Below are 19640 nucleotides of genomic sequence, written 5' to 3' on the forward strand. Positions count from 1 at the left end.
TCACCGCCGTTCCCCCCGCCCCATGGCGCTTTCGTGCCAGCGCCGCAGCAGCAGGTGGGAGGCCAGGCTGAGCGCCAGGAAGATCGCGATGCCCGTCGCCGAGACCAGCACCAGCGCCGCGAACATGCGCGGAATCTGCAACTGGAATCCGGCTTCCAGGATCCGGTAGGCGAGGCCCGAGGCACTCCCTCCCGTCCCCGCCACGAATTCCGCCACGATGGCGCCGATCAGCGCCAGCCCGCCGGAAATGCGCAGCCCCGCCAGGAAGAAGGGCATCGCCGTCGGCAGCCGCAGCCGCCACAGCACCTGCCAGCGGCTGGCGCGATAGAGGCGGAACAGGTCCAGCAGGTTGTGGTCCGTGCTGTTCAGCCCGACCGTGGTATTCGACAGGATGGGGAAGAAGGCGACGATCCAGGCGCAGATCAACAGGGAGAGCGTGATGTCATCCACCCAGATGATGATGAGCGGCGCGATGGCGACGATCGGCGTCACCTGCAGGATGACGGCGTAGGGAAACAGCGACAGCTCCACCACCCGCGACTGGGCGAACAGCACCGCCAGCGCCAGGCCGAGCGTGGCGGCGATCAGCAGGGCGAGCGCGGTGACCTTCAGGGTCACGAGCAGGGAGGCGCTGAGCGGCCCCCAGTCCTTCACCAGCGTCTCGGCGATCAGCACCGGGCCGGGCAGGACATAGGGCGGGATGCCCTTCCAGCGGACGATACCTTCCCACAGCCCGAGCACCGCCACCCCGATCAGCAGCGGCGCCAGCAGCCGCGTCCAGCCCTCCACCGTCAGGCCGAGGCGCGTCGGCGCCTCCTCCATCATGCCGCGCGCGCCGCCATGGCGGCTTCCAGCGCCAGCGACACCTCCCGGCACTGCGCGGCATAGGCGGCGGAGGTGCGGAAGACCTCGCCGCGCGGATAGGGCGCCCCGATCGGCAGCTCGGCGGTGATGCGCCCCGGCCGGGCTGCCATCACGGCGATGCGCTGGGCGAGGTAGACGCTCTCGAACACCGAATGGGTGACGAAGACCACAGTGAAGCGCTCCTCCTGCCAGAGATCGAGCAGGTCGTTGTTCAGCCGGAAGCGGGTGATCTCATCGAGGGCGGCGAAGGGCTCGTCCATCAGCAGCAGGCGCGGCCTGGTCACCAGGGCGCGGGCGATGGAGACGCGCATGCGCATGCCGCCCGAGAGGGCGCGCGGATAGGCCTTCTCGAAGCCCTTCAGCTCGACGCGTGCCAGCATGGCAGCGGCGCGCGCCTCGGCCTCCCGCCGCGGCATGCCGGCCAGTTCCAGCGGCAGGGCGACATTCGCCAGGGCGGTGGCCCAGGGCATCAGCGTCGGCTCCTGAAAGACGAAGCCGATGTCGCGGGAAGCGGCCGCGCCGCCGGGCCAGGAGATGTCGCCCTGGCTCGGGGCGACGAGGCCCGCGATCATCCGCAGCAGGGTGGATTTGCCGCAGCCGGAGGGGCCGAGCAAAGCCAGGAACCCGCCTTCACCGATGGCGAGCGAGACGTCGCGGAGCGCGAGCGTGCCCGTCGCGTAGCGCTTGGCGACGCCAGCCAGCGTCACCAGCGCCCTGGCGGAATCCCCTTGATCCATCTGCCCCCTCAGACCAGCGGGGCAACGCTGCCCGAGAAGTGGCGGCACGTCGATACGGCAGTTTCGCGATTCAACCCCCGGGCGCAGCCTTGCGGTTCCCAAAGACCTCTCGCCTCGGCCAGGAGAGCGCGAGAGGGGCGGCGCCTCTCCTCCCTGCCCTCGACGCCGGATGTGGCGCCGTCCCGACCCGGCACAAGGCGGGTGGCGTGCCAGGGGCCGCCCCGCGAAACAAAGATGAGCCGAAAGTGCTTTCCACCGAATGCGGCAGAACCGTAAGTAGTCCCAGCATTAGATTTTCAGCATTTACTACCTGGATGACAGCCCATCCGCAATCGGCGCAGTATCCGCTTGCATCCACGACAGGGAGGATGACATGAAAGTCGATACAGAGCGGCTGAACACGCTCGTCGGCAAGATGCTGGGGGATCTCGGCGGGGCGGCCAGCGTGCCGATGGTGCGCATCGGCGACACGCTGGGCCTGTACAAGGCACTGCACGAGCACGGGCCGATGACCGCGGCGGAATTGTCGGCCCGGACCCGTCTGCATGAGCGCTATCTGCGCGAATGGCTCTCCTTCAACCTGGCCTCCGGCTATCTCGCCTACGAGGCCGAGAGCGGGCGCTTCGCGCTGCCGCCCGAGCAGGCGATGGTCTTCGCCGTGGAGGACAGCCCGGTGAACATGCTGGGCGCCTTCGACCTGATGGCAGCGATGCAGAAGAACCAGGAGCAGATCGAGGACGCGTTCCGCACCGGCGGCGGCGTGCCCTGGGGCAGCCTGCAATGCATGTTCTGCGCGACGGCCCGCTTCTTCCGGCCCGGCTACCAGAACCACCTGGTGCAGGACTGGCTGCCGGCGCTGGATGGCGTGGTGGCAAGGCTGCAGCAGGGCTCGAGCGTGGCCGATGTCGGTTGCGGCTGCGGCTGGTCCACGGTGATCATGGCCAAGGCGTTCCCGAACAGCCACTTCACTGGCTACGACTACCATGAGGCGTCGATCCAGGACGCCAGGGCGCATGCGCGCGAGCATGGCGTGGAGGCGAATACCCGCTTCGAGGTCGGGACGGCCAAGGAGATCCCCGATGGCGGCTTCGACCTGGTGACCTTCTTCGACTGCCTGCACGACATGGGCGACCCGCGCGGCGCCGCGACGCAGGTGAAGCGCATGCTGAAGCCGGGCGGCACCTGGATGATCGTGGAGCCGATGGCTGGGGACCGGCTGGAGGACAACCTCAACCCGGTCGGGCGGCTCTACTATGCAGGCTCCACCATGATCTGTGTCCCGACCTCGCTCTCCCAGGAGGTGGGCGCCGCGCTCGGGGCGCAGGCGGGCGAAGCGAAGCTGCGCGAGGTCATCGCCGCCGGCGGGTTCGGCTCGATCCGCCGGGCGGCCGAGACGCCGTTCAACATGGTGCTGGAAGCGCGCGCCTGACGCGGATGGCGCCGGTCAGGAGGCCACCCGGCCGGCGGCGCCGCAAGGCGGTTCCGCCGGCCGGGCCAAGCCTGCCCTACCCTGCCAAGCCGGGATCGATCACCGGCGCCACCAGCGCCGCCACATCCAGCAGCGCCGCATCGCCGAAGCGCGGCCCGACGATCTGCACCCCCACCGGCATGCCGTTCGGCCCCTTGCTGCAAGGGATGCCCAAGCAGGGCACGTGCAGCAGCGTCCACATGCTGTTGAAGACCGGGTTCCCGGTATCCTGCCGGCCGAGCGGCGCCTCGCCCGGCGCCGCCGGCGTCAGCACCGCGTCGAAGCGGGGGAAGAGCGCATCGAACAGCTTCCGGCACTCCGCCGCCAGATCATAGGCCGCGGCCTGCTGCGCCCCGGTGATGCCGGCGAAATTCTCCACGCGGTCGCGGAAATCCGCATGCAGCCGGGCGTAATCCGCCAGGTATTCCTGCAGGAAGGCGCCGCGCCCCTCGCCTGCCAGCACCACCCGATGGGCTTCCGTTACCCCCTCGAAGGGCTGCGGCAGCTGCAGCTCCTCCACCGCCGCGCCGGCCTGCTCCAGCCGCCGGCCGGCCAGCAGCAGCGCCGCCTGCGCCTCCGGCGCCGCCAGGTGCCAGTTCGGCCCGCGGCAGAGCGCGATGCGCAGCTGCCTCGCCTCCCTGCCCAGGGGTCTGTCGAGGTCGAACAGCCGGAAGGCCTCCGCCAACAGCCGCAGATCGGCGGGGCAGCGGCCATACCAGCCGATGGTGTCCAGCGTGTGCGCGTAGCGCTTGGCGCCTTCCGTGTTCACCACGCCATGGGTCGGCTTCATCGCGTAGATGCCGCAGAAGCTGCCCGGGCGGATGGTGCTGCCGCCGGTCTGGGTGCCGAAGGCCAGCGGCACCATGCCATCCGCCACGGCGGCGGCGGAGCCGGAGGAGGAGCCGCCCGGCGTCCGCGCCGGGTCATGCGGGTTGCGCGTCATCGCCCGGCGACCGGCGGCGGCGAACTCCACCGTATCGGTCTTGCCGAGGATCACCGCCCCCTCGCCGCGCGCGATGCCGACACAGGCGGCGTCCCGCCCCTGGCGCAGCCCCTGATAGATCGGGGAATTGTAGGTGGTGGGCATGTCGGCGGTCTCGATCATGTCCTTCACGCCGATCGGCAACCCGTGCAGCACGCCGCGAATATCTGCCTTGTCCGCCTCCCGTGCGCGGGCGACGGCCTGGACCGGGTCCAACCAGGTCCAGGCCTTCACCACGGGCTCGCGCTCGGCAATGCGCTCCAGGCACGACCGCACCAGCGCCTCCACGGTCAGGCGGCCCTCCTGCAGCTTCGCGCGCGCCGCCGTGGCGGTGAGTTGCCAGGGTTCCATCCAGTCTTGCTCCTCAGCCGCGCGCCCGGAAACGGTGGCGGTTCCTCGAATTCGGCGGTCAGGCGAGGCAGTTCCGCCATGCGGCGGGGCTCCGCCCTGGCCCGCTCCTGTCACGAGGGGAGGCGCCGCCCCCCTCGCCCCCCTGCCAAGGGCCGAAAGGCCCTTGGAACCCATGAGCCGGCCCATAAGGGCGAGCCGTCTCTCGCGCCAGCCGGCCGCCGCTTCCACGGCGCGGGCAGCATGCCGTGGCAGGCTGTGCAGGGCGACCGTTGCGGCATGGCTCCAGAGCCCCGACCGCGGGCATTCCCAGGCCGGGCGGATAATGCGCCGGATGAGGGGCCGGAGCGGCGCCACGCCGGCATGGTCAGCGGTGCCGCTCTGGCGCCGCGACCTCCGGCGAGCGGATCAATCTCCCGCCGCCGGCGCCTCCCCGGGCCGGTGGAGCAGCAGGCGGAAGACCGGCGGCGTCAGCAGCGCCACCAGGAAGATCCGGATGACATGCAGGCTGACCACCAGCGCCACGTCGAGGCCAAGGGTCTTGGCGGTCAGGCTCATCTCCGCCACGCCCCCCGGCGCGGTGCCGAGCAGCAGCGCCCCCGGCGGCTTGCCCACCAGAACGGCCAGCAGCAGCGCCACCAGGGCGCAGACCGCCATCAGCAGCAGCACATGCAGCAGCGCCGCTGGCACGAAGCGCCGCACCCGCCGAAACACATCCCGGTTGAAGGCACTGCCGAGCTGGCAGCCCAGCAACACCTGGGCGCCGGCCGAAAGCCAGGTAGGCACGCCGGACAGCACATGGCCGGAGGCGGTGATCAGCGCCCCGGCCGCGAGCGGCCCCAGCAGCCAACCCACCTTCAGCCCCAGCCGGGTGACGCCGATCGCGGCCAGGGCGCCGATGAGATACAGCAGGGCGAAGCCCGGCAGGCTGAAGGGCAGGCTGGCCGCGATGGCCGGATGGTCGCCATGCAGGCCGAGCGCCGCCATGATGTTCGGCATCAGGATGACGACGCCGCAGACCCGGAAGAGCTGGGCGACGGCCACCGGCGCCGGCCGCCCACCATAGCCCTCCGCCAGCATCGCCATATCCGCCGCGCCGCCGGGGATGGAGGCGAACCAGGCAGTGGCCATGTCCACCCGCCCGAGTCGCGCCAGCACCAGGGCGAGCGCCCCGCCCACCATCAGCGTCGCCAGCGCCGCCACTACCAGCAGCGGGAGGTTGGCGAGCATGACCGCGGTGGTCGCCGGGGTGAAGTAGAGGCCGAGCGCCAGCCCGACCACCGCCATGGCGCAATTGCGGGCGGTACGCGACGCTTCGGCCGGCACCCCCGCGAGCCGCGCGCCGGCCACGGCCACCAGGGCGCCGATCAGCCAGGGCAGCGGCAGATGCAGCGTGGCGAAGAGAGTGCCGCCCAGGGCGCCGATGCCGGCGCCGAGCAGCAGCCGCACCGGATAGGGAAAAGAGGACAAACGCACCTACCCGAAATGGAGGCGGGACAGATCCTGGAACCAGTCCCGGGGTAGGGTAAAGCCCCCCGCCCGCGGCGCCGGCGCAATCGGGCCCGCCCGACTTACCTGCCGGAGCGGTACGGCCCTGCCGGGGAGACGCCGAGGCCGCCGCTCCGCTAGGTGTCTGGCCTGCTCGCCGCCGCCCCGGCGCGGCCGGCGGAGGCGTGGCACGGGATCGGCGGCCGGGGCGGGGCAAGTGCCCGGTGGCGGGGCGGTCCCTATCGCGGCCTGCAGCCCATCCCGCCATCGCCGGATCATTGCCTGCTCCCTGAAAGGTGGCGGTCGGGTGAATAGCAACGCCCGTGCCGCCGGCAATGGCAACAGCCATTCCGCGGATGACCGCAATGCCCTTGCCGCTGGCCGCAACAACGCTCGTGCCACGGGCAACCGCAGCGCTCGAGCCGGCACTCAACCTGCCGCCAGCCGCTGCCCCCCTCTCGCCAGAGCAACGAAAGCCGGGATAATTCATTCCGGCGCACCAATTTCGGGATTGTCCATGCCGACCCATGCCAGCCGTGCCGCCTTGCACCCGGGCGGCTCGGACCGCGAAATCCAGGCCCTGGTCCAGGCGCTGCTGGCCCTCGCCGCGCGGCTGCAGGCGGTCCGCAACGGCTTCGCCGCCAGGCTGGGCCTGCCTGGCGCGGCCTACACGACGCTGATCGCCATCGCCCATCTGGAAGCGGAGGGGGAGCCGCCCGGCCTCTCCGCCCTCGGCGCCTATCTGCGCATCTCCCCGGCCTTCGCCACCATGGAGGTGGAGCAGCTGCAGCGCCTCGGCCTGGTGCGGAAGGAGCGGCATGGGGTGGATGGGCGGCGGGTCCTGCTCTCCCTCACCCCGCAGGGCCGGGCCAGGCTGGCGGAGCAGCAGCCGGTGCAGCTCCAGGTGAATGACGACCTGTTCGCCGGGCTGACGGCGCAGGATGTCCGCCGCCTCTCCGCCCTGCTGCCCCGGCTGGTGGCGAATGCCGATGCCGCCCTGGCCCTGCTGCGGGCCGGGCCTCAGCGTGCGCCGCGCCGTCGCCCGCGGCCGGAGCCCGAGGCCACGGAAGCCTGAGCGGCGCGCGGGCGACCCCAAACATCGCATCATGCGGTGCCGGGTGAGACGCCGCGGACGTCGTGCTTGGAGAACGAGCCCGGTCAGACGGTCGGCCGGACCGGGTTGCCTCGGTGCCGCAGGCCCGAGGTCCTGCGGCTCCCCGTCCAGCACCGGCCCTTGTCGTCCGTGATCTGCGTGCCCGCTTCCTGCGGGCAGGCCTCTACCCCGCCATGCGCAGCGTGCGGCTGCCAAGGCTGCGTCCCAGCATCCGCTCGGCCTCCAGCCCCGCCGCCCGCAGCGCTTCGAGGTCGAGCCCGGTCTCGTAGCCCATGGCGGCCAGCGCCGTGGCAAGATCCTCGGTGCAGGTATTGCCGGTGAAGCCCTCGCCATAGGCGATCTTCGCGGGATGCCCGCCGGTGCCGCCGAGCGAGGTGTCGGCATGGGTCAGCCCCGCCTCGATGGCCGCCAGGGTATTGGCCAGCCCGGTGCCGCGGCTGTCGTGGAAATGCGCGATGAAGGTCGCGGTGGGCAGGGCGCCGTGCAGCCAGCCGATCAGGTCCCGCACCCGCGGCGGCGTCGCGCTGCCGATGGTGTCGCCGATCGCGATGCGGGTCACGCCGAGCTCGGCGAAGCGCTGCGCATCCTCCAGCACCCGGTCCGGCGCGGTGGGGCCGTCGAAGGGGCAGTCGAAGGCGACGGAGATGGTGCCGACCATGACGAAGGCATCCCGCCCCAGCTTCGCCATCTCCGCCACATTGGCCCATTGCTCCTCGCGCGAGCGCCGGAGGTTCTTCCGCGTATGGCCCTCGCTGGCGGAGACGAGGAGGGAGATCTCCTCCGGCCCCCAGCCGCCCTCCCGCGCCGCGAGCGCCCGCTTCACCGCCTGCGGGTTGGGGCAGGTGGCCTTGAACAGCACGCCGGGGCGGCGCCGCACGCCCTTCAGCACCTGCTCCGCATCGGCGAATTGCGGCACATGGGTGGGGTGGGAGAAGCTGGTGATCTCGATCCGGCGGAAGCCGCAGTCGGCGATGCGCTCGATCATCGCGATCTTCGCCTCGGCCGGGATGATCCGCGCCTCATGCTGCAGCCCGTCCCGGGCGAAGCATTCGCAGAGGATGACCCGCGCCGCGCCCTCGCCGGGCGCGCCGGCGATCTCGGCCATCTCCTCCTCGGACGGGATGTCGCTCATGCCAGCGCTTCCTTCAGCAGGGTGATCGCCTGTTCCGGGTCCCGCGCCGTACGGGCGCCGGCAGCGGCCAGGGCGGCGAGCTTCGCCGCGGCGGATTCCCGCGCGCCGCCGACCAGCGCGCCGGCATGGCCCATGCGCTTCTCCGCCGGGGCGTGGCGGCCGACCAGCATGGCGACGACCGGCTTGGGGCAGACCGGGATGACCTCGGCCAGCGCGTATTCCTTGTCGCCGCCGATCTCGCCGCAATAGAGGATGGCGTCGGTGTGCGCATCCTGCGCCAGGGCCTGGATGTATTCATGCGGGTTGCGCCCGGCGATGGTGTCGCCGCCGATATGCATCACCGCGCGCTGGCCGATGCCCGCCGCCGTCAGAAGCCGCGCCATGGTGAGGGTGAGCGTCCCGCTGCGGCACAGCACGGCGACGCGGCCGGGGGTGCAGAAGGAGGGGGCGATGGAGCCCAGCAGCCCCTCCCCCGGCACGCAGAGCCCGAGCGTATTGGGCCCGACCAGCCAGGACCCCGCCGCCCGCGCCGCCTGCGCCGCCCGCAGGCTGTCATGCACCGGAACGTATTCCGCGGCGACAACGATGCTGGGTATGCCGGCGGCGGCGCGCACCGCGTCCAGCACGCCCTCCGGCGGCGTGTAGATGACCGCGGCATCGGCCGGCTCCGGCACCTGGCGGATGTCATCGTAGAGCGGCAAGCCGTCCAGCACCTCCCCGCCGCGGCCGAGGGCAATGCCGGCGACGAGGTTGGTTCCCGCCTCCCGCATCGAGGCGACCTGGGCCTGGGCATAGCGACCTGTCGGGTTGAACACCACGACGCGACGGGGGAAGCTGGCGAGGAAGGGTGCGATCATCGGGAGGCGAGCGTGCGACTGGCGGAGCATGATGGCAAGACGCTGCTGCGCAGGCATGGGGTGGCGGTGCCTCGTGGTGCGCTGCACCATGGCGCAATCTCCGGCCAGGGCGTGCTGAAGGCGCAGATCCTGGAAGGCGGCCGCGGCAAGCGCGGGCTGGTGCGGCGCAGCGCGGATGCGGCGCGGGATGCGGCCGAGATCCGCGCCGCGCTCGGCGACCCCGGCGCGCCGCTGCTGCTGGAGGAGCCCGTGACGATGGCGCGGGAGATCTACCTGGCGCTCCGCATCGATGGCACGGCGCAGAGCATCGAGCTGCTCTGCTCGCCGGAAGGCGGGGTGGAGGTGGAGGAGGCCGGCACGCTGCTCCGCGGTCCGATCGAGCCCGACGCGGCCGGCGCGCTGGAGGAGGCCTTCGCCATCCTCCGCCCCGGCTTCCCGCCCGACCTCGCGGCGCGGCTGGCGCGCCTCGCCCTGCGCCTCGCCCGCATCATGCGCGCCGAGGATCTGGAGCTGCTGGAGATCAACCCGCTGGCGGTGACGCCGGAGGGGAAGCTGGTGGCCTGCGACGCCAAGGCAGTGCGCGACGATGCCGCCGCCTTCCGCCATGCGGCGCCGGACCTTTCCGCCGCGCTTGAGGCGGCTTCGCTGACACCGCTGGAGCGCCGGGCCCGCGACCTCGGCTTCCAGCTCGTCGAGCTGGAGGGCGGTACGGTGGCGCAGATCACCGCAGGCGCCGGGCTTGGCATGCTGATGCTGGATCTGCTGGCGGATGCCGGCTGCCCCTCCGCCTGTTTCATGGACAATGCCAATGGCGGCCCGGCGGAGACCATGCCGGACCGCCTCGCCCTGGCCTTCGAGATTGCGAAGCGGCCCGAGGTGAAGGCGGTGATGTTCTTCACCACCCTCGCCTCCCGCGGACTGAAGGCGCGAGTGGAGGCGCTGGCCGCCGCCCTGGCGGCGAATCCGCCGACCAAGCCCTTCTTCTGCGGCATCGCCGCCGGCCACGCGGCGCTGCGCGGCTATTCCATGGAGGAAGCGCGGGCGCGGCTGGCCGAGGTCGGCGTCGCGGCGCTGCACGACAATCCGCATGACCTGGTGCGGGCGGTGGCCGCGGCGATGTGATCGGGCGCGGCATCGCCGCGGCCATGCGGCAGCGGGCAGCGCCAAAGGCCAATGCCCGCGCCGTCATGCAGCGGCTCGATCGGCCGGGTCCTTGGCTGCACGCGCGCTCCCTCGCGCCGTCGGTTGCGTTGCCATTCTGGCACGGCCCGGGCGGACGGCGGAACGCCTGCCGGTGGCGGCGCGGCCGGAGTGCGTTCCCGGCAGCCACCGCCGGCCCCTTCAGCCGCTGAGGTCGAGCGCGCGCAATTCCTCGTCGAAGGACCTGCCATCCGGCAGGCGCAGCGCGTCCCGCTCGATGCCATAGGGGTGGAAGCCGAGCCGGTCATAGAGCCGCCGGGCCGGCGCATTGGCATGGCCGACCGTCAGCAGCAGCCGCTGCACCCCGGCCTCGCGCGCCCGGGCGATGGCGGCCTGCATCAGCCGCAGCGCCAGGCCGCGGCCGCGCGCCGCCTGCCGCACATAGACGCCCCAGATGGCGCCCTTGTGCCGCACCTTGGGCGGGCGGTGGAGGAAGAACCCCACCATCCCCGCCAGCTCCCCGCCGAGGAGGCCGCCGAAGATGGCATCCGGCGGCTGCCGCGGCATCATCCGGGCGAAGGCCGCCGCATCCAGCGCCTCGGCATCCGCGGCCGAGGCGCCGAAGGCCTCGGGATGGCATCGCAGCGCCTCGATGCGCAGGGCGCGGAAGGCTTCGGCGTCTCCCGGCTCCAGGACGCGGATCTCCTGCTCCACCCGACTTCCCATTCTGGCTGGCGCCGCCGGGCCTGGCGGCCATGGCTTGACGCAGGCGCCGCGGCCAGGTTCCGCCGCGGGACAACGTCAGTGGGACGGATTGAGAAGCGGCGCCGGGCGGCGCACCTTGCGCCGTCCGAAGACCAGGAGGCCGTCTTGCCCCAGCTTTCCCGCCGCCGCACCCTGCTTGCCGGCCTTGGCCTGCCCGCCGGCCTCGCCCTGCCGGGGATGGCCCGGGCCCAATCCTGGCCGAACGGGCCGATCCGCATCATCGTCCCCTTTGCCCCCGGCGGCAGCGTGGACACCACGGCGCGGCTGGTGCAGCCCTCGCTCCAGGCCAGCCTCGGCGTGCCGGTGGTGGTCGAGAACCGCAGCGGCGCCGCCGGCGCCATCGGCGCGCGGGAAGTCGCCCGCGCCACGCCGGACGGCCAGAGCTGGGGCCTGGTCTTCGACAGCCATGCGACGATGAACGCGCTGAACCCGAAGGCGGGCTTCGATGCGCTGCGCGACTTCACCCCGGTGATGCTGATGTCCACCTCCCCCATGCTGCTGACCGCGGCGCCGGGGCGGAGCTGGCCCGACCTCGCGGCGCTCGCCGCCGCGGCGAAGGCGCGGCCGGAGACGATCACCTACGGCACGGTCGGGGCCGGCAGCCTGGCGCATCTGCTGATGGAGCTGTGGCAGCAACAGGGGGGCTTCCGCCTGACCCATGTGCCCTATCGCGGCGGCGGGCCCATGGTGGCGGGCGCGGTGGCCGGGGAGATCGACCTCGCCATCGCCTCGCGCGGCGGCCTCGGCGGCCAGGTAGGGGACAAGCTGCGGCCGCTGGCGCAGAGCGGTCCCACCCGCTCCCCTGCCCTGCCCGCGCTGCCGACCTTCGTCGAATCCGGCTTCCCCGGCGTCGCTGCCCTGGCCTTCTGGGCCATGCTGGGCCCGGCCGGCGTCCCGGCGCCGATCCTCGCGCGCTTCCACGCGGCGCTGGCCACGGCGCTGGCCGAGCCGGGCATCCGCCAGCGGCTGGTGGAGGGCCAGGGCGTCGATATCGTCGCCTCCTCCCCGGCCGAACTGGGCAGTTTCCTGGCAGCGCAGGCGGAGGAATGGGGCAAGGTGATCCGGGAGAGGCACATCACGCTGGACTGAGCGGCGCCGCGCCACACTGCCTTGACCCGCGCCGCCGGGCGCGGTCCCATGCGCGCCCACGCCTTCCATAGGAGGAAACCATGCGCGCCTGGGCCGTCGTCGAAACCGGCAAGCCGCTGCAGGAAATCGAGTTGCCGACGCCGGAGCCGACCGGCGCGCAGGTGCTGCTGGAGGTGACCCATGCCGGCGTCTGCCATTCCGACCTGCATATCTGGGAAGGCGAGTACGACCTCGGCTCCCGCGGCAAGATGCGCCTCACCGACCGCGGCGTGGTGCTGCCGCTGGCGATGGGCCACGAGATCGTCGGCCGGGTGGTGAAGCTGGGGCCGGAGGCCGAGGGTCAGGGCACCAAGGTGGGCGACCTCCGCGTGGTCTATCCCTGGGTCGGCTGCGGCAAATGCGCCATCTGCCAGCGCGACGAGGAGAATATGTGCCTCACGCCGCGCTCCCTCGGCGTCTACCAGAATGGCGGCTACGCCACCCATGTGCTGGCCAGCCATGTGAAGCACCTGATCGACATCGAGGGCGTGGATCCGGCGCTGGCCGCGACCTATGCCTGCTCCGGCGTCACCGTCTATTCCGCAGTGAACAAGCTGCTGCCGATGGACCCGAACGAGGCGATCGTGCTGGTCGGCGCCGGCGGGCTTGGGCTGAACGCCATCGCCATCCTCAAGGCGCTGGGCCACAAGCGCATCTGCGCCGTCGATGTGGACCAGAAGAAGCTGGACGCGGCGAAGGCCCAGGGCGCGACCGATACGGTGTTGGCCAGCGCCGAGGGCACGACGCAGCGGATCATCGAGGCCTGTGGCGGCCCGGTGGCCGGCGTGGTGGATCTGGTGAACGGCACGCAGACCAGCCGCTTCGCCTTCGACGCGCTGCGCAAGGGCGGCAAGCTGGTGCAGGTGGGGCTGTTCGGCGGCGAGATGAACATCCCGCTGCCGCTGATGCCCATCCGCGCCATCACCATCCAGGGCAGCTATGTGGGCAATGTGAAGGAGCTGCGGGCGCTGATCGACATCGCCAAGCAGGGCAAGATCCCGGCCATCCCGGTGGAGACGACGCCGCAGAAGAATGCCGATGCGGTGCTGAACCGGCTGAAGAACGGGCAGATCACCGGCCGCGTGGTGCTGGTGGCGGCCTGAGTTGAGGGGGAGCGCCGCTCCCCCTCAACCTCCCCTCGCCAAGGGCCGAAAGGCCCTTGGAACCCCTGAGTCGGCCGGTGCAGCCTGCGAGGCATGGCGCATGGCTGCCAAGGGCCCTTCTGCCTTTGACGGCGCCGGGTGCCTCGCCCGGCGAAGAGGCGTGGCCTCGCCAAGCTGCGCCAATCGAGGCTTGCTTCCGCATCTTGTCCTTCACGGCTTCGCCGCGGAAGGCTGCGCGAAGTTTCGGAGCATGGCGGGTCCAAGGTCCCCACAAAGCCGTGCAGCGGCTTTGTGGGGAAACATCAGACGATGCTGTAGGCGAAGTCCCCGTTCTCCACCCCGACATGCACCGACTGCACCGGCTGGCCTTCCAGCATCCGGTTCAGGAAGGCCGCCGAGATGGCCGGCAGCATGGTGTTGGTCAGGATGGCGTCGATCATGCGGCCACCGCTTTCCGGCTCGTTGCAGCGGCTGGTGATGAGCGAGACCACCTCCTCCGTATAGGTGAAGGGCACCTTGTGCTGCTCCTTCAGCCGCTTGACGATGCGGTTGAGCTGCAGGCGGATGATCCGCCCGAGCATGCTCTCGCTCAGCGGGTAGTAGGGGATGGTGATGAGCCGCCCCAGCAGCGCCGGCGGGAAGATCTTCAGCAGTGGCTCCTTCAGCGCCTTCGCGATCTCCTCGGATTCCGGGATGAGTTCCGGGTCCGCGCACATGGACATGATGAGGTCCGTGCCGGCGTTGGAGGTCAGCAGGATCAGCGTGTTCTTGAAGTCGATCAGCCGCCCCTCGCCATCCTCCATGATCCCCTTGTCGAAGACCTGGAAGAAGATCTCGTGGACGTCGGTATGCGCCTTCTCCACCTCATCCAGCAGGACCACGGAGTAAGGCTTGCGCCGCACTGCCTCGGTCAGGATGCCGCCCTCGCCATAGCCGACATAGCCCGGGGGCGCGCCCTTCAGGGTGGAGACGGTATGCGCCTCCTGGAACTCGCTCATGTTGATGGTGATGAGGTTCTGCTCGCCGCCATAGAGCGCCTCGGCCAGCGCCAGCGCCGTCTCCGTCTTGCCGACGCCGGAGGGGCCGCAGAGCATGAAGACGCCGATCGGCTTGTTCGGGTTGTCCAGCTTGGCGCGGCTGGTCTGCACCCGCTTGGCGATCATCTCCATGGCGTGGTCCTGGCCGATCACGCGCTGGGAGAGGGTGTTGGCGAGCTGCAGCACCGCCTGCACTTCGTTCTTCACCATCCGCCCGACCGGGATGCCGGTCCAGTCGCCGATGACGGCCGCCACCGCCTGGGCATCCACCGCCGGCATGATGAGCGGCGATTCGCCCTGATGTTCCGCAAGCTCGGCCTGGAGCTTCCGCAGCTCCTCCACCATGGCCGCGCGCTCCGGCGAATCCGCCGCCACCGCGCCATCCACCGCCGAGGCGCCCTCGCGCAGCGCGGCGCGCAGCGCCAGCACCTTGTCCACCAGGATCTTTTCCTGCTGCCAGCGGGCCTCCAGCCCGAACAGCTTGTCCTTCTCGAGGGCCAGCGCCTCCTCGGCCGAGGCCTTGCGGTCCGCCGTCTCGATGCCGACTGCGGCCTCGCGACCGATGATCTCCAGCTCCGTCTCCAGCGCCTGGATCCGCCGCCGGGAATCATCCACCTCCGCCGGCACGGCGTGCTGGGAGACGGCGACGCGGGCTGAGGCGGTATCGAGCAGCGAGACCGACTTGTCCGGCAGCTGCCGCGCCGGGATGTAGCGGTGGGAGAGGCGGACGGCGGCGTCGATCGCCTCGTCCAGGATCTGCACCCGGTGGTGCTTTTCCAGCGAGGAGGTGATGCCGCGCATCATCAGGATGGCTTTCTCCTCCGAAGGCTCATCCACCTGCACCGGCTGGAAGCGGCGGGTCAGCGCCGGATCCTTCTCGAAATACTTCTTGTACTCGGCGAAGGTGGTGGCCGCGACGGTGCGCAGCGTGCCGCGGGCCAGCGCTGGCTTCAACAGGTTCGCGGCATCGCCGGTGCCGGCGGCGCCGCCGGCGCCGACCAGCGTATGCGCCTCGTCGATGAACAGGATGATGGGCTTCGGGGAGGCCTGCACCTCCTCGATCACCTGGCGCAGCCGCTGCTCAAACTCGCCCTTCATGCTGGCGCCGGCCTGCAGTAGGCCGACATCCAGGGTCCGCAGGGTCACGTCCTTGAGCTGCGGCGGCACGTCCCCGGCGACGATGCGCAGCGCGAAGCCCTCGACCACCGCCGTCTTGCCGACGCCGGCCTCGCCGATCAGGATCGGGTTGTTCTGCCGGCGGCGCATCAGCACGTCCACCACCTGGCGGATTTCCTGGTCGCGACCGACGATCGGGTCGATCTCACCCTTCCGCGCTTTCTCCGTCAGGTCCACGCTGAACTGCGCCAGCGCTTCCTGCTTGCCCATCTGGGCCGGCGCCACGGCGCCGCTCGCCTCGCCCGGGCTGCCGACCTTCGAGCCGTCGGCGGCCACCAGCGCGGCCTCCGGCGAGCCGTCCAGCAGCTTGCGGAACTCATCCGCCAGCGCCTCGGCCCGCAGCTTCGCGAATTCCTTGCTGATGCCGGCAAGCGCATTGGTCAGCGCCTTGGTCTTCAGCATGCCGACCACCAGATGGCCGGTGCGCACCTGGTTCTCGCCGAACAACAGCGTGCCATAGACCCAGCCGCGCTCGACCGATTCCTCGATCAGCGGGGAGAAGTCGGAGATCGCCGTCGCGCCGCGCGGCAGCTTGTCCAGCGTCGCGGTGATGTCAGCAGCAAGCCGCGCCGCATCCAGGCCGAAGTGCCGGATGATCCGGTGCAGGTCGCTGTCCTGGAGCTGCAGGAGCTGATGGATCCAGTGGACCAGCTCCACATAGGGATTGCCCCGCAGCTTGCAGAAGACGGTGGCGGCCTCCAGCGCCCGGTACCCGACCGGGTTGAGCTTGCCGAAAAGGGCGGAACGACTGATCTCGGACATGAGCGCTTTCCAGTCCTGGGCCGTGTTGTTTCTATTACGAATCTTCGCGTGCCGCCATGCGGGAATCCGCCTCCCGCGCCGTGCCATCGGCGCCGGCATGCAGGAAGAGGTCGCCCGCATCGGTCAGGCCGCGCCGCGGCGTCAGCCAGGTGGTCCAGCCGAGCTGGCCCTGGCGGCCGAGCTGAATGCGCGGGACTTCGGTGCGGCGCAGGATGAGGTTAACGTCGAAGGCCAGCGTGTCCCCGACATAGTTGCGGACGATCGGCACCAGTCGGCGGAAGCTGGCGCCGCCCGGCAGCATCCGCGCGTAGTCCTTCAGCGTCAGCGGGCCGAAGACGATGCGGAATTTGTGCTGCCGGCTCCAGACCTTGCGGCCGATGGCGGCGGATTCGCCGAGCGCCGCGACGGTGGCGCCGCCGCCCAGCCGGGTCAGCCCGTCCTCCGGCAGCACCAGCCAGTCGCCGACGAAGGTGTCGATCCGCGCCGGCATCCTGAAGAAGTCGGACAGGATGGCGGCCAACCCATCGGCATGCCGGGTGCGGGCGACGAGGTGCCCGGCGTAATGCTGCTTCGCCAGATCCGGCATGGCGTCCCGGTCGCGCAGCCCGGGAGTGCCGATGCCGACGAGCGAGGCGACGAAGCGGCCGTAATGGTCATCCTCCGGCCGGTCGAAGCTGACGGTCGGCTGCACATCCGCCCAGGCGCGGTAAAAGAGCGAGAGGGCGCGGTGGTGGAAGATGTCGGCGAAGCGGCGGAAGGTCTGGTCCTTCGCATTGCGCTGCCGGTCACGGGCATATTCCGTCAGGTGCAGCGGCAGCGGGCCGTTCGGCCCGAACAGGCCGAGGAAATGCACGATGAGACGCGCCGCGTGCTTCTCATTCCCCAGCTCGAAATCGGCGAGGGTGGAGGGCGCGAAGGTGACCGAAGGGTCCTGCCCCAGCCGCACCGGATCCTGCATCGGCCGGGTGGAGCGGCCGAGGCGCGGGCGGTCGCGGTGCAGCGCCTCCAGCCGCCGCATCGCTTGATAGAAGCCATGGCGCCAGGGCTCCGCCGCCAGGCTGGCATGCAGCGGCGGCGGGGCGGCCGGCGCATCGGGCGGCAGCGTCGCCACCGGCTGCGCCGCGCCCTCCGGCGGCTCGGCTAGAGCGCCGGCTGACGCCCGATCCGGATCGGCCATCTCGCCACCTCGCCGCGTTCCGCGGTGGTCAGCACGGTTTCGGTAAAGGCGTTGATCGAGACGTATTTGGCGAAGAAGCGGTCCAGCACCGAGGCCAGCACCACCGCCCCTGCCCCGCCAAAGGCGACCTCATCCATCTTCAGTGTGATCTCGAGCCCCCGGCCGGCGGTCAGCGGCCCGGCGCCCGGGATGCGTCGCACCACCGGGCGGGTGGAGGTGGAGAGCAGCCCCTCCAGCTGCCGGGCATGGTGGGAGCTGGCGGAAGGCACGTAGAGGCTGAGCAATTCGCGCAGCGCCACCGCGCCATGCACCCCGTCCTTGTCCACCAGGCTCAGATAGTTCAGCCCAAGATGGCTGATGAAGCGCCAGGCATACTCGCCATCCGAGCGGCAGGGGCGCGGTGCCGTCGGCCCCACGAGGCAGCGGACCGAGGCGACTGGCGCGCTGGCTTCCAGGGTGAAATCCGTCCGCCCCTTCCCCACCGGCATGAAGAGCGGCAAGTCGCGGTTGGTACAGAGCAGGTCGAAGCCGAGCTGCCGCAGCTCCCCCTTGAAGGGCGCGTTCTCGGCATCGACGAGGGAGATATAGACCTCGTGCCCGATATAGGAGCTGCGCGGGCCGCGCTGGCGGGTGCGGGCGGAAAGCTGCCGTGGCCGCCGGCGGAGGATGTAGTAGCGCCGCATCTCCGGGTAGCTGGTCAGGTCGTTCGCCGCATAGAAGGGCAGGAAGTCCTGCGGCTCGCCGCCATCGGCGGCGAATCCTTCCACCCCCTGCACGCTGAACACCTCGAAATCCACCGGCCGCATGCGGTCCGGCACGATCTGGTGCTCCACCTCCCGCTCATTCAGGTTCAGCCGGTCGCCGCGCTTGGGGAAGAGGTTGATGGCCGGGGTGCAGAACAGGCGGAACTGGTCGGCGCCGAAGCCATTGGCCAGCAGCATGTCGCTGCGGGACAGCAGGAAGATGATGTCCAGCTCCTGCCCTGCACAGCGGGAGACGGCGCTGTCGAGCCCGTTCAACCGCACGGAGAGGAAGCGCTCCGGCATCGCGAAGTATTCCTGCAGCAGCCGGTAGCCCTGGAAGGTCAGCGGCGCCGGCGGCAGCAGCGCCTCGTCATCCTCGAAGCCCTGGGGCTCGAGCGCCGATTTCGGCAGCACCTCCTGCCAGGGCAACGGCCGCTGGGTGGGGCGGACGACGATGCCGAGGAGATCGGCGACGAGCTGCTCATGCAGGCGAAAGCGGGTATTCTCCGCCCCGGCCAGGAAGAGCGGCAGGCGGGAGAGCGCGATCTCCGCGAAGGGCGCGGTGCCGAGCGCCTTCAGCCGCAGCCGGATGGCCGCCTTGGCGCCGCGGCTGCGCACCGCTTCCGGGAGGTTGAGGGCGGACACGGCCGCGGCGGCCGGCAGATACTCCGCCTCGCTGATCTCGATGGGCAGGAGCTGCACCGGCTGGGCGGTGCGGAATTCGCAATTGGTGTCGTCATCCGCGCCGAGGATGCTGCGCAGCACCGTGCCGCGCGGCAGGACCTGCCCGGCCGCCATGCCGCGGATCGCCTGGTCCGGATTGAACTGCACCACCGCCATGGCCGGGGTCGGGGCCAGGTAGTGGGGATAGACCATCTGCAGCAGGGATTGCGTGAAGGTCGGGAATTCCGCCTCCAGCTTCAGCTGGATACGCGCGGTGAGGAAGGCGAAGCCTTCCAGCAGCCGCTCCACATAGGGGTCGGCCACCTCGGTATTCGCCAGCGCCAGGCGGCCAGCGATCTTCGGGTATTCGCGGGCGAATTCCGAACCCATCTCGCGCACGAAGCGCAGCTCGGATTCGTAATGCCGCAGCAGCCTGGGGTCCATCAGCCGCGCGCCCGTGCCTCGACGACGGAAACGGTGTTGCTCTCCGGCTCGATGGCGGTCTCCAGCAGGATGCGCAGCGGCACCGGCTGGGCCCAGAGCTCGCCCTGGATCTCGAAGACCAGCGCGCCATCGGCGCTGTCATTCTGCAGCCCGCGCAGCTTCACCCGCAGCGTGTCGCGCAGGATGCGCGGCTCGAAGACGCGGATCGCCTCGGCGATGGCGTTCTCCAGCTGGGCGATGCGGTTGCCGCCGCTGGTCAGGCCGGTGAAGGCGGGCAGGCCGTAATTCAGCACGGAGCGTCGCACCTCCTGCAGCCCGTCCAGCTCCTCCAGCACCTCCAGCCGCGTGGTGGCGAAGAGCCAGGCGAGGTCGCGCAGCACGCTGGCGCGGAGCTGCGCCATGCTGAGCATGGACTGGTCCGGCGGATCCCGCGAATTCTCCGGCGCATTGTCGGTCAGCCGGTCCAGCAGCGATGGCTGCAGATGCTCGCGGCTGCTGAACTCGACCATGGG

At 70.9% G+C, this 19640-nt stretch carries 16 protein-coding genes; 5 read left to right on the plus strand and 11 right to left on the minus strand.

Features of this window, described 5'->3' with window-relative positions; all coding sequences use genetic code 11:
• The gene (locus tag NJ376_RS04830) at positions 1 to 825 is read right to left on the minus strand and encodes an ABC transporter permease (protein ID WP_252952098.1); all 825 of its coding nucleotides are present in this window, start codon (positions 823 to 825) and stop codon (positions 1 to 3) included.
• Positions 822 to 1601 (minus strand): ABC transporter ATP-binding protein, encoded by a 780-nt coding sequence (locus tag NJ376_RS04835; protein WP_252952099.1) that lies wholly within the window; start codon positions 1599 to 1601, stop codon positions 822 to 824. The genes NJ376_RS04830 and NJ376_RS04835 overlap by 4 nt, the downstream gene beginning before the upstream one ends.
• 373 nt (positions 1602 to 1974) lie before the next feature.
• Here NJ376_RS04835 and NJ376_RS04840 point away from each other — a divergent pair, with 373 nt between their 5' ends.
• Positions 1975 to 3030 (plus strand): class I SAM-dependent methyltransferase, encoded by a 1056-nt coding sequence (locus tag NJ376_RS04840; RefSeq protein WP_252952100.1) that lies wholly within the window; start codon positions 1975 to 1977, stop codon positions 3028 to 3030.
• 76 nt (positions 3031 to 3106) lie between these two features.
• Here NJ376_RS04840 and NJ376_RS04845 read toward each other — a convergent pair whose 3' ends face one another.
• Together NJ376_RS04845 and NJ376_RS04850 are read right to left on the minus strand one after the other, a co-directional pair.
• Positions 3107 to 4402: an amidase gene (locus tag NJ376_RS04845; RefSeq protein ID WP_252952101.1), complete on the minus strand. Its 1296-nt coding sequence runs from the start codon at positions 4400 to 4402 to the stop codon at positions 3107 to 3109.
• A gap of 405 nt (positions 4403 to 4807) precedes the next feature.
• Positions 4808 to 5869 (minus strand): AbrB family transcriptional regulator, encoded by a 1062-nt coding sequence (locus NJ376_RS04850; protein WP_252952102.1) that lies wholly within the window; start codon positions 5867 to 5869, stop codon positions 4808 to 4810.
• 535 nt (positions 5870 to 6404) lie between these two features.
• On the opposite strand from NJ376_RS04850, the gene NJ376_RS04855 reads away from it, so the two are divergent.
• On the plus strand, positions 6405 to 6962 hold the full coding sequence (locus NJ376_RS04855) for a MarR family winged helix-turn-helix transcriptional regulator (protein WP_252952103.1): 558 nt from the start codon (positions 6405 to 6407) through the stop codon (positions 6960 to 6962).
• A gap of 202 nt (positions 6963 to 7164) precedes the next feature.
• Here the strand turns inward: NJ376_RS04855 and NJ376_RS04860 are convergent, their stop codons facing one another.
• Positions 7165 to 8133: a hydroxymethylglutaryl-CoA lyase gene (locus tag NJ376_RS04860; RefSeq protein WP_252952104.1), complete on the minus strand. Its 969-nt coding sequence runs from the start codon at positions 8131 to 8133 to the stop codon at positions 7165 to 7167.
• Complete coding sequence (locus tag NJ376_RS04865) at positions 8130 to 8990, minus strand: CoA-binding protein (RefSeq protein ID WP_252952105.1); 861 nt, start codon at positions 8988 to 8990, stop codon at positions 8130 to 8132. The genes NJ376_RS04860 and NJ376_RS04865 overlap by 4 nt, the downstream gene beginning before the upstream one ends.
• Before the next feature lie 12 nt (positions 8991 to 9002).
• Between NJ376_RS04865 and NJ376_RS04870 the strand changes: the two genes are divergently transcribed.
• A complete protein-coding gene (locus NJ376_RS04870; RefSeq protein ID WP_252952106.1) occupies positions 9003 to 10112 on the plus strand; it encodes an ATP-grasp domain-containing protein in 1110 nt (369 codons plus the stop codon).
• A gap of 219 nt (positions 10113 to 10331) precedes the next feature.
• Here NJ376_RS04870 and NJ376_RS04875 read toward each other — a convergent pair whose 3' ends face one another.
• Entirely contained in the window at positions 10332 to 10844 is a 513-nt protein-coding gene (locus tag NJ376_RS04875; RefSeq protein WP_252952107.1) for a GNAT family N-acetyltransferase, read from the minus strand.
• Between the two features lie 156 nt (positions 10845 to 11000).
• Here NJ376_RS04875 and NJ376_RS04880 point away from each other — a divergent pair, with 156 nt between their 5' ends.
• Positions 11001 to 11984: a tripartite tricarboxylate transporter substrate-binding protein gene (locus NJ376_RS04880; protein ID WP_252952108.1), complete on the plus strand. Its 984-nt coding sequence runs from the start codon at positions 11001 to 11003 to the stop codon at positions 11982 to 11984.
• Positions 11985 to 12064: 80 nt separating this feature from the next.
• Positions 12065 to 13126 (plus strand): alcohol dehydrogenase, encoded by a 1062-nt coding sequence (locus tag NJ376_RS04885; protein ID WP_252952109.1) that lies wholly within the window; start codon positions 12065 to 12067, stop codon positions 13124 to 13126.
• 302 nt (positions 13127 to 13428) lie between these two features.
• Here the strand turns inward: NJ376_RS04885 and tssH are convergent, their stop codons facing one another.
• From tssH to tssE, 4 genes are read right to left on the minus strand one after another with little or no spacing between them, the layout of a single operon-like run.
• A complete protein-coding gene (tssH, locus tag NJ376_RS04890) occupies positions 13429 to 16101 on the minus strand; it encodes a type VI secretion system ATPase TssH (RefSeq protein WP_252952110.1) in 2673 nt (890 codons plus the stop codon).
• Between the two features lie 34 nt (positions 16102 to 16135).
• On the minus strand, positions 16136 to 17278 hold the full coding sequence (tssG, locus tag NJ376_RS04895) for a type VI secretion system baseplate subunit TssG (protein WP_252952111.1): 1143 nt from the start codon (positions 17276 to 17278) through the stop codon (positions 16136 to 16138).
• The gene (gene tssF / locus NJ376_RS04900) at positions 17242 to 19128 is read right to left on the minus strand and encodes a type VI secretion system baseplate subunit TssF (RefSeq protein WP_252952112.1); all 1887 of its coding nucleotides are present in this window, start codon (positions 19126 to 19128) and stop codon (positions 17242 to 17244) included. Before tssF ends, tssG begins: the two co-directional genes overlap by 37 nt.
• On the minus strand, positions 19128 to 19637 hold the full coding sequence (gene tssE, locus NJ376_RS04905) for a type VI secretion system baseplate subunit TssE (RefSeq protein ID WP_252952113.1): 510 nt from the start codon (positions 19635 to 19637) through the stop codon (positions 19128 to 19130). The genes tssF and tssE overlap by 1 nt, the downstream gene beginning before the upstream one ends.
• Positions 19638 to 19640 lie beyond the last annotated feature (3 nt).

Origin of the sequence: Siccirubricoccus soli (genome assembly GCF_024178315.1) — a bacterium.
Classification (GTDB): domain Bacteria; phylum Pseudomonadota; class Alphaproteobacteria; order Acetobacterales; family Acetobacteraceae; genus Siccirubricoccus; species Siccirubricoccus soli.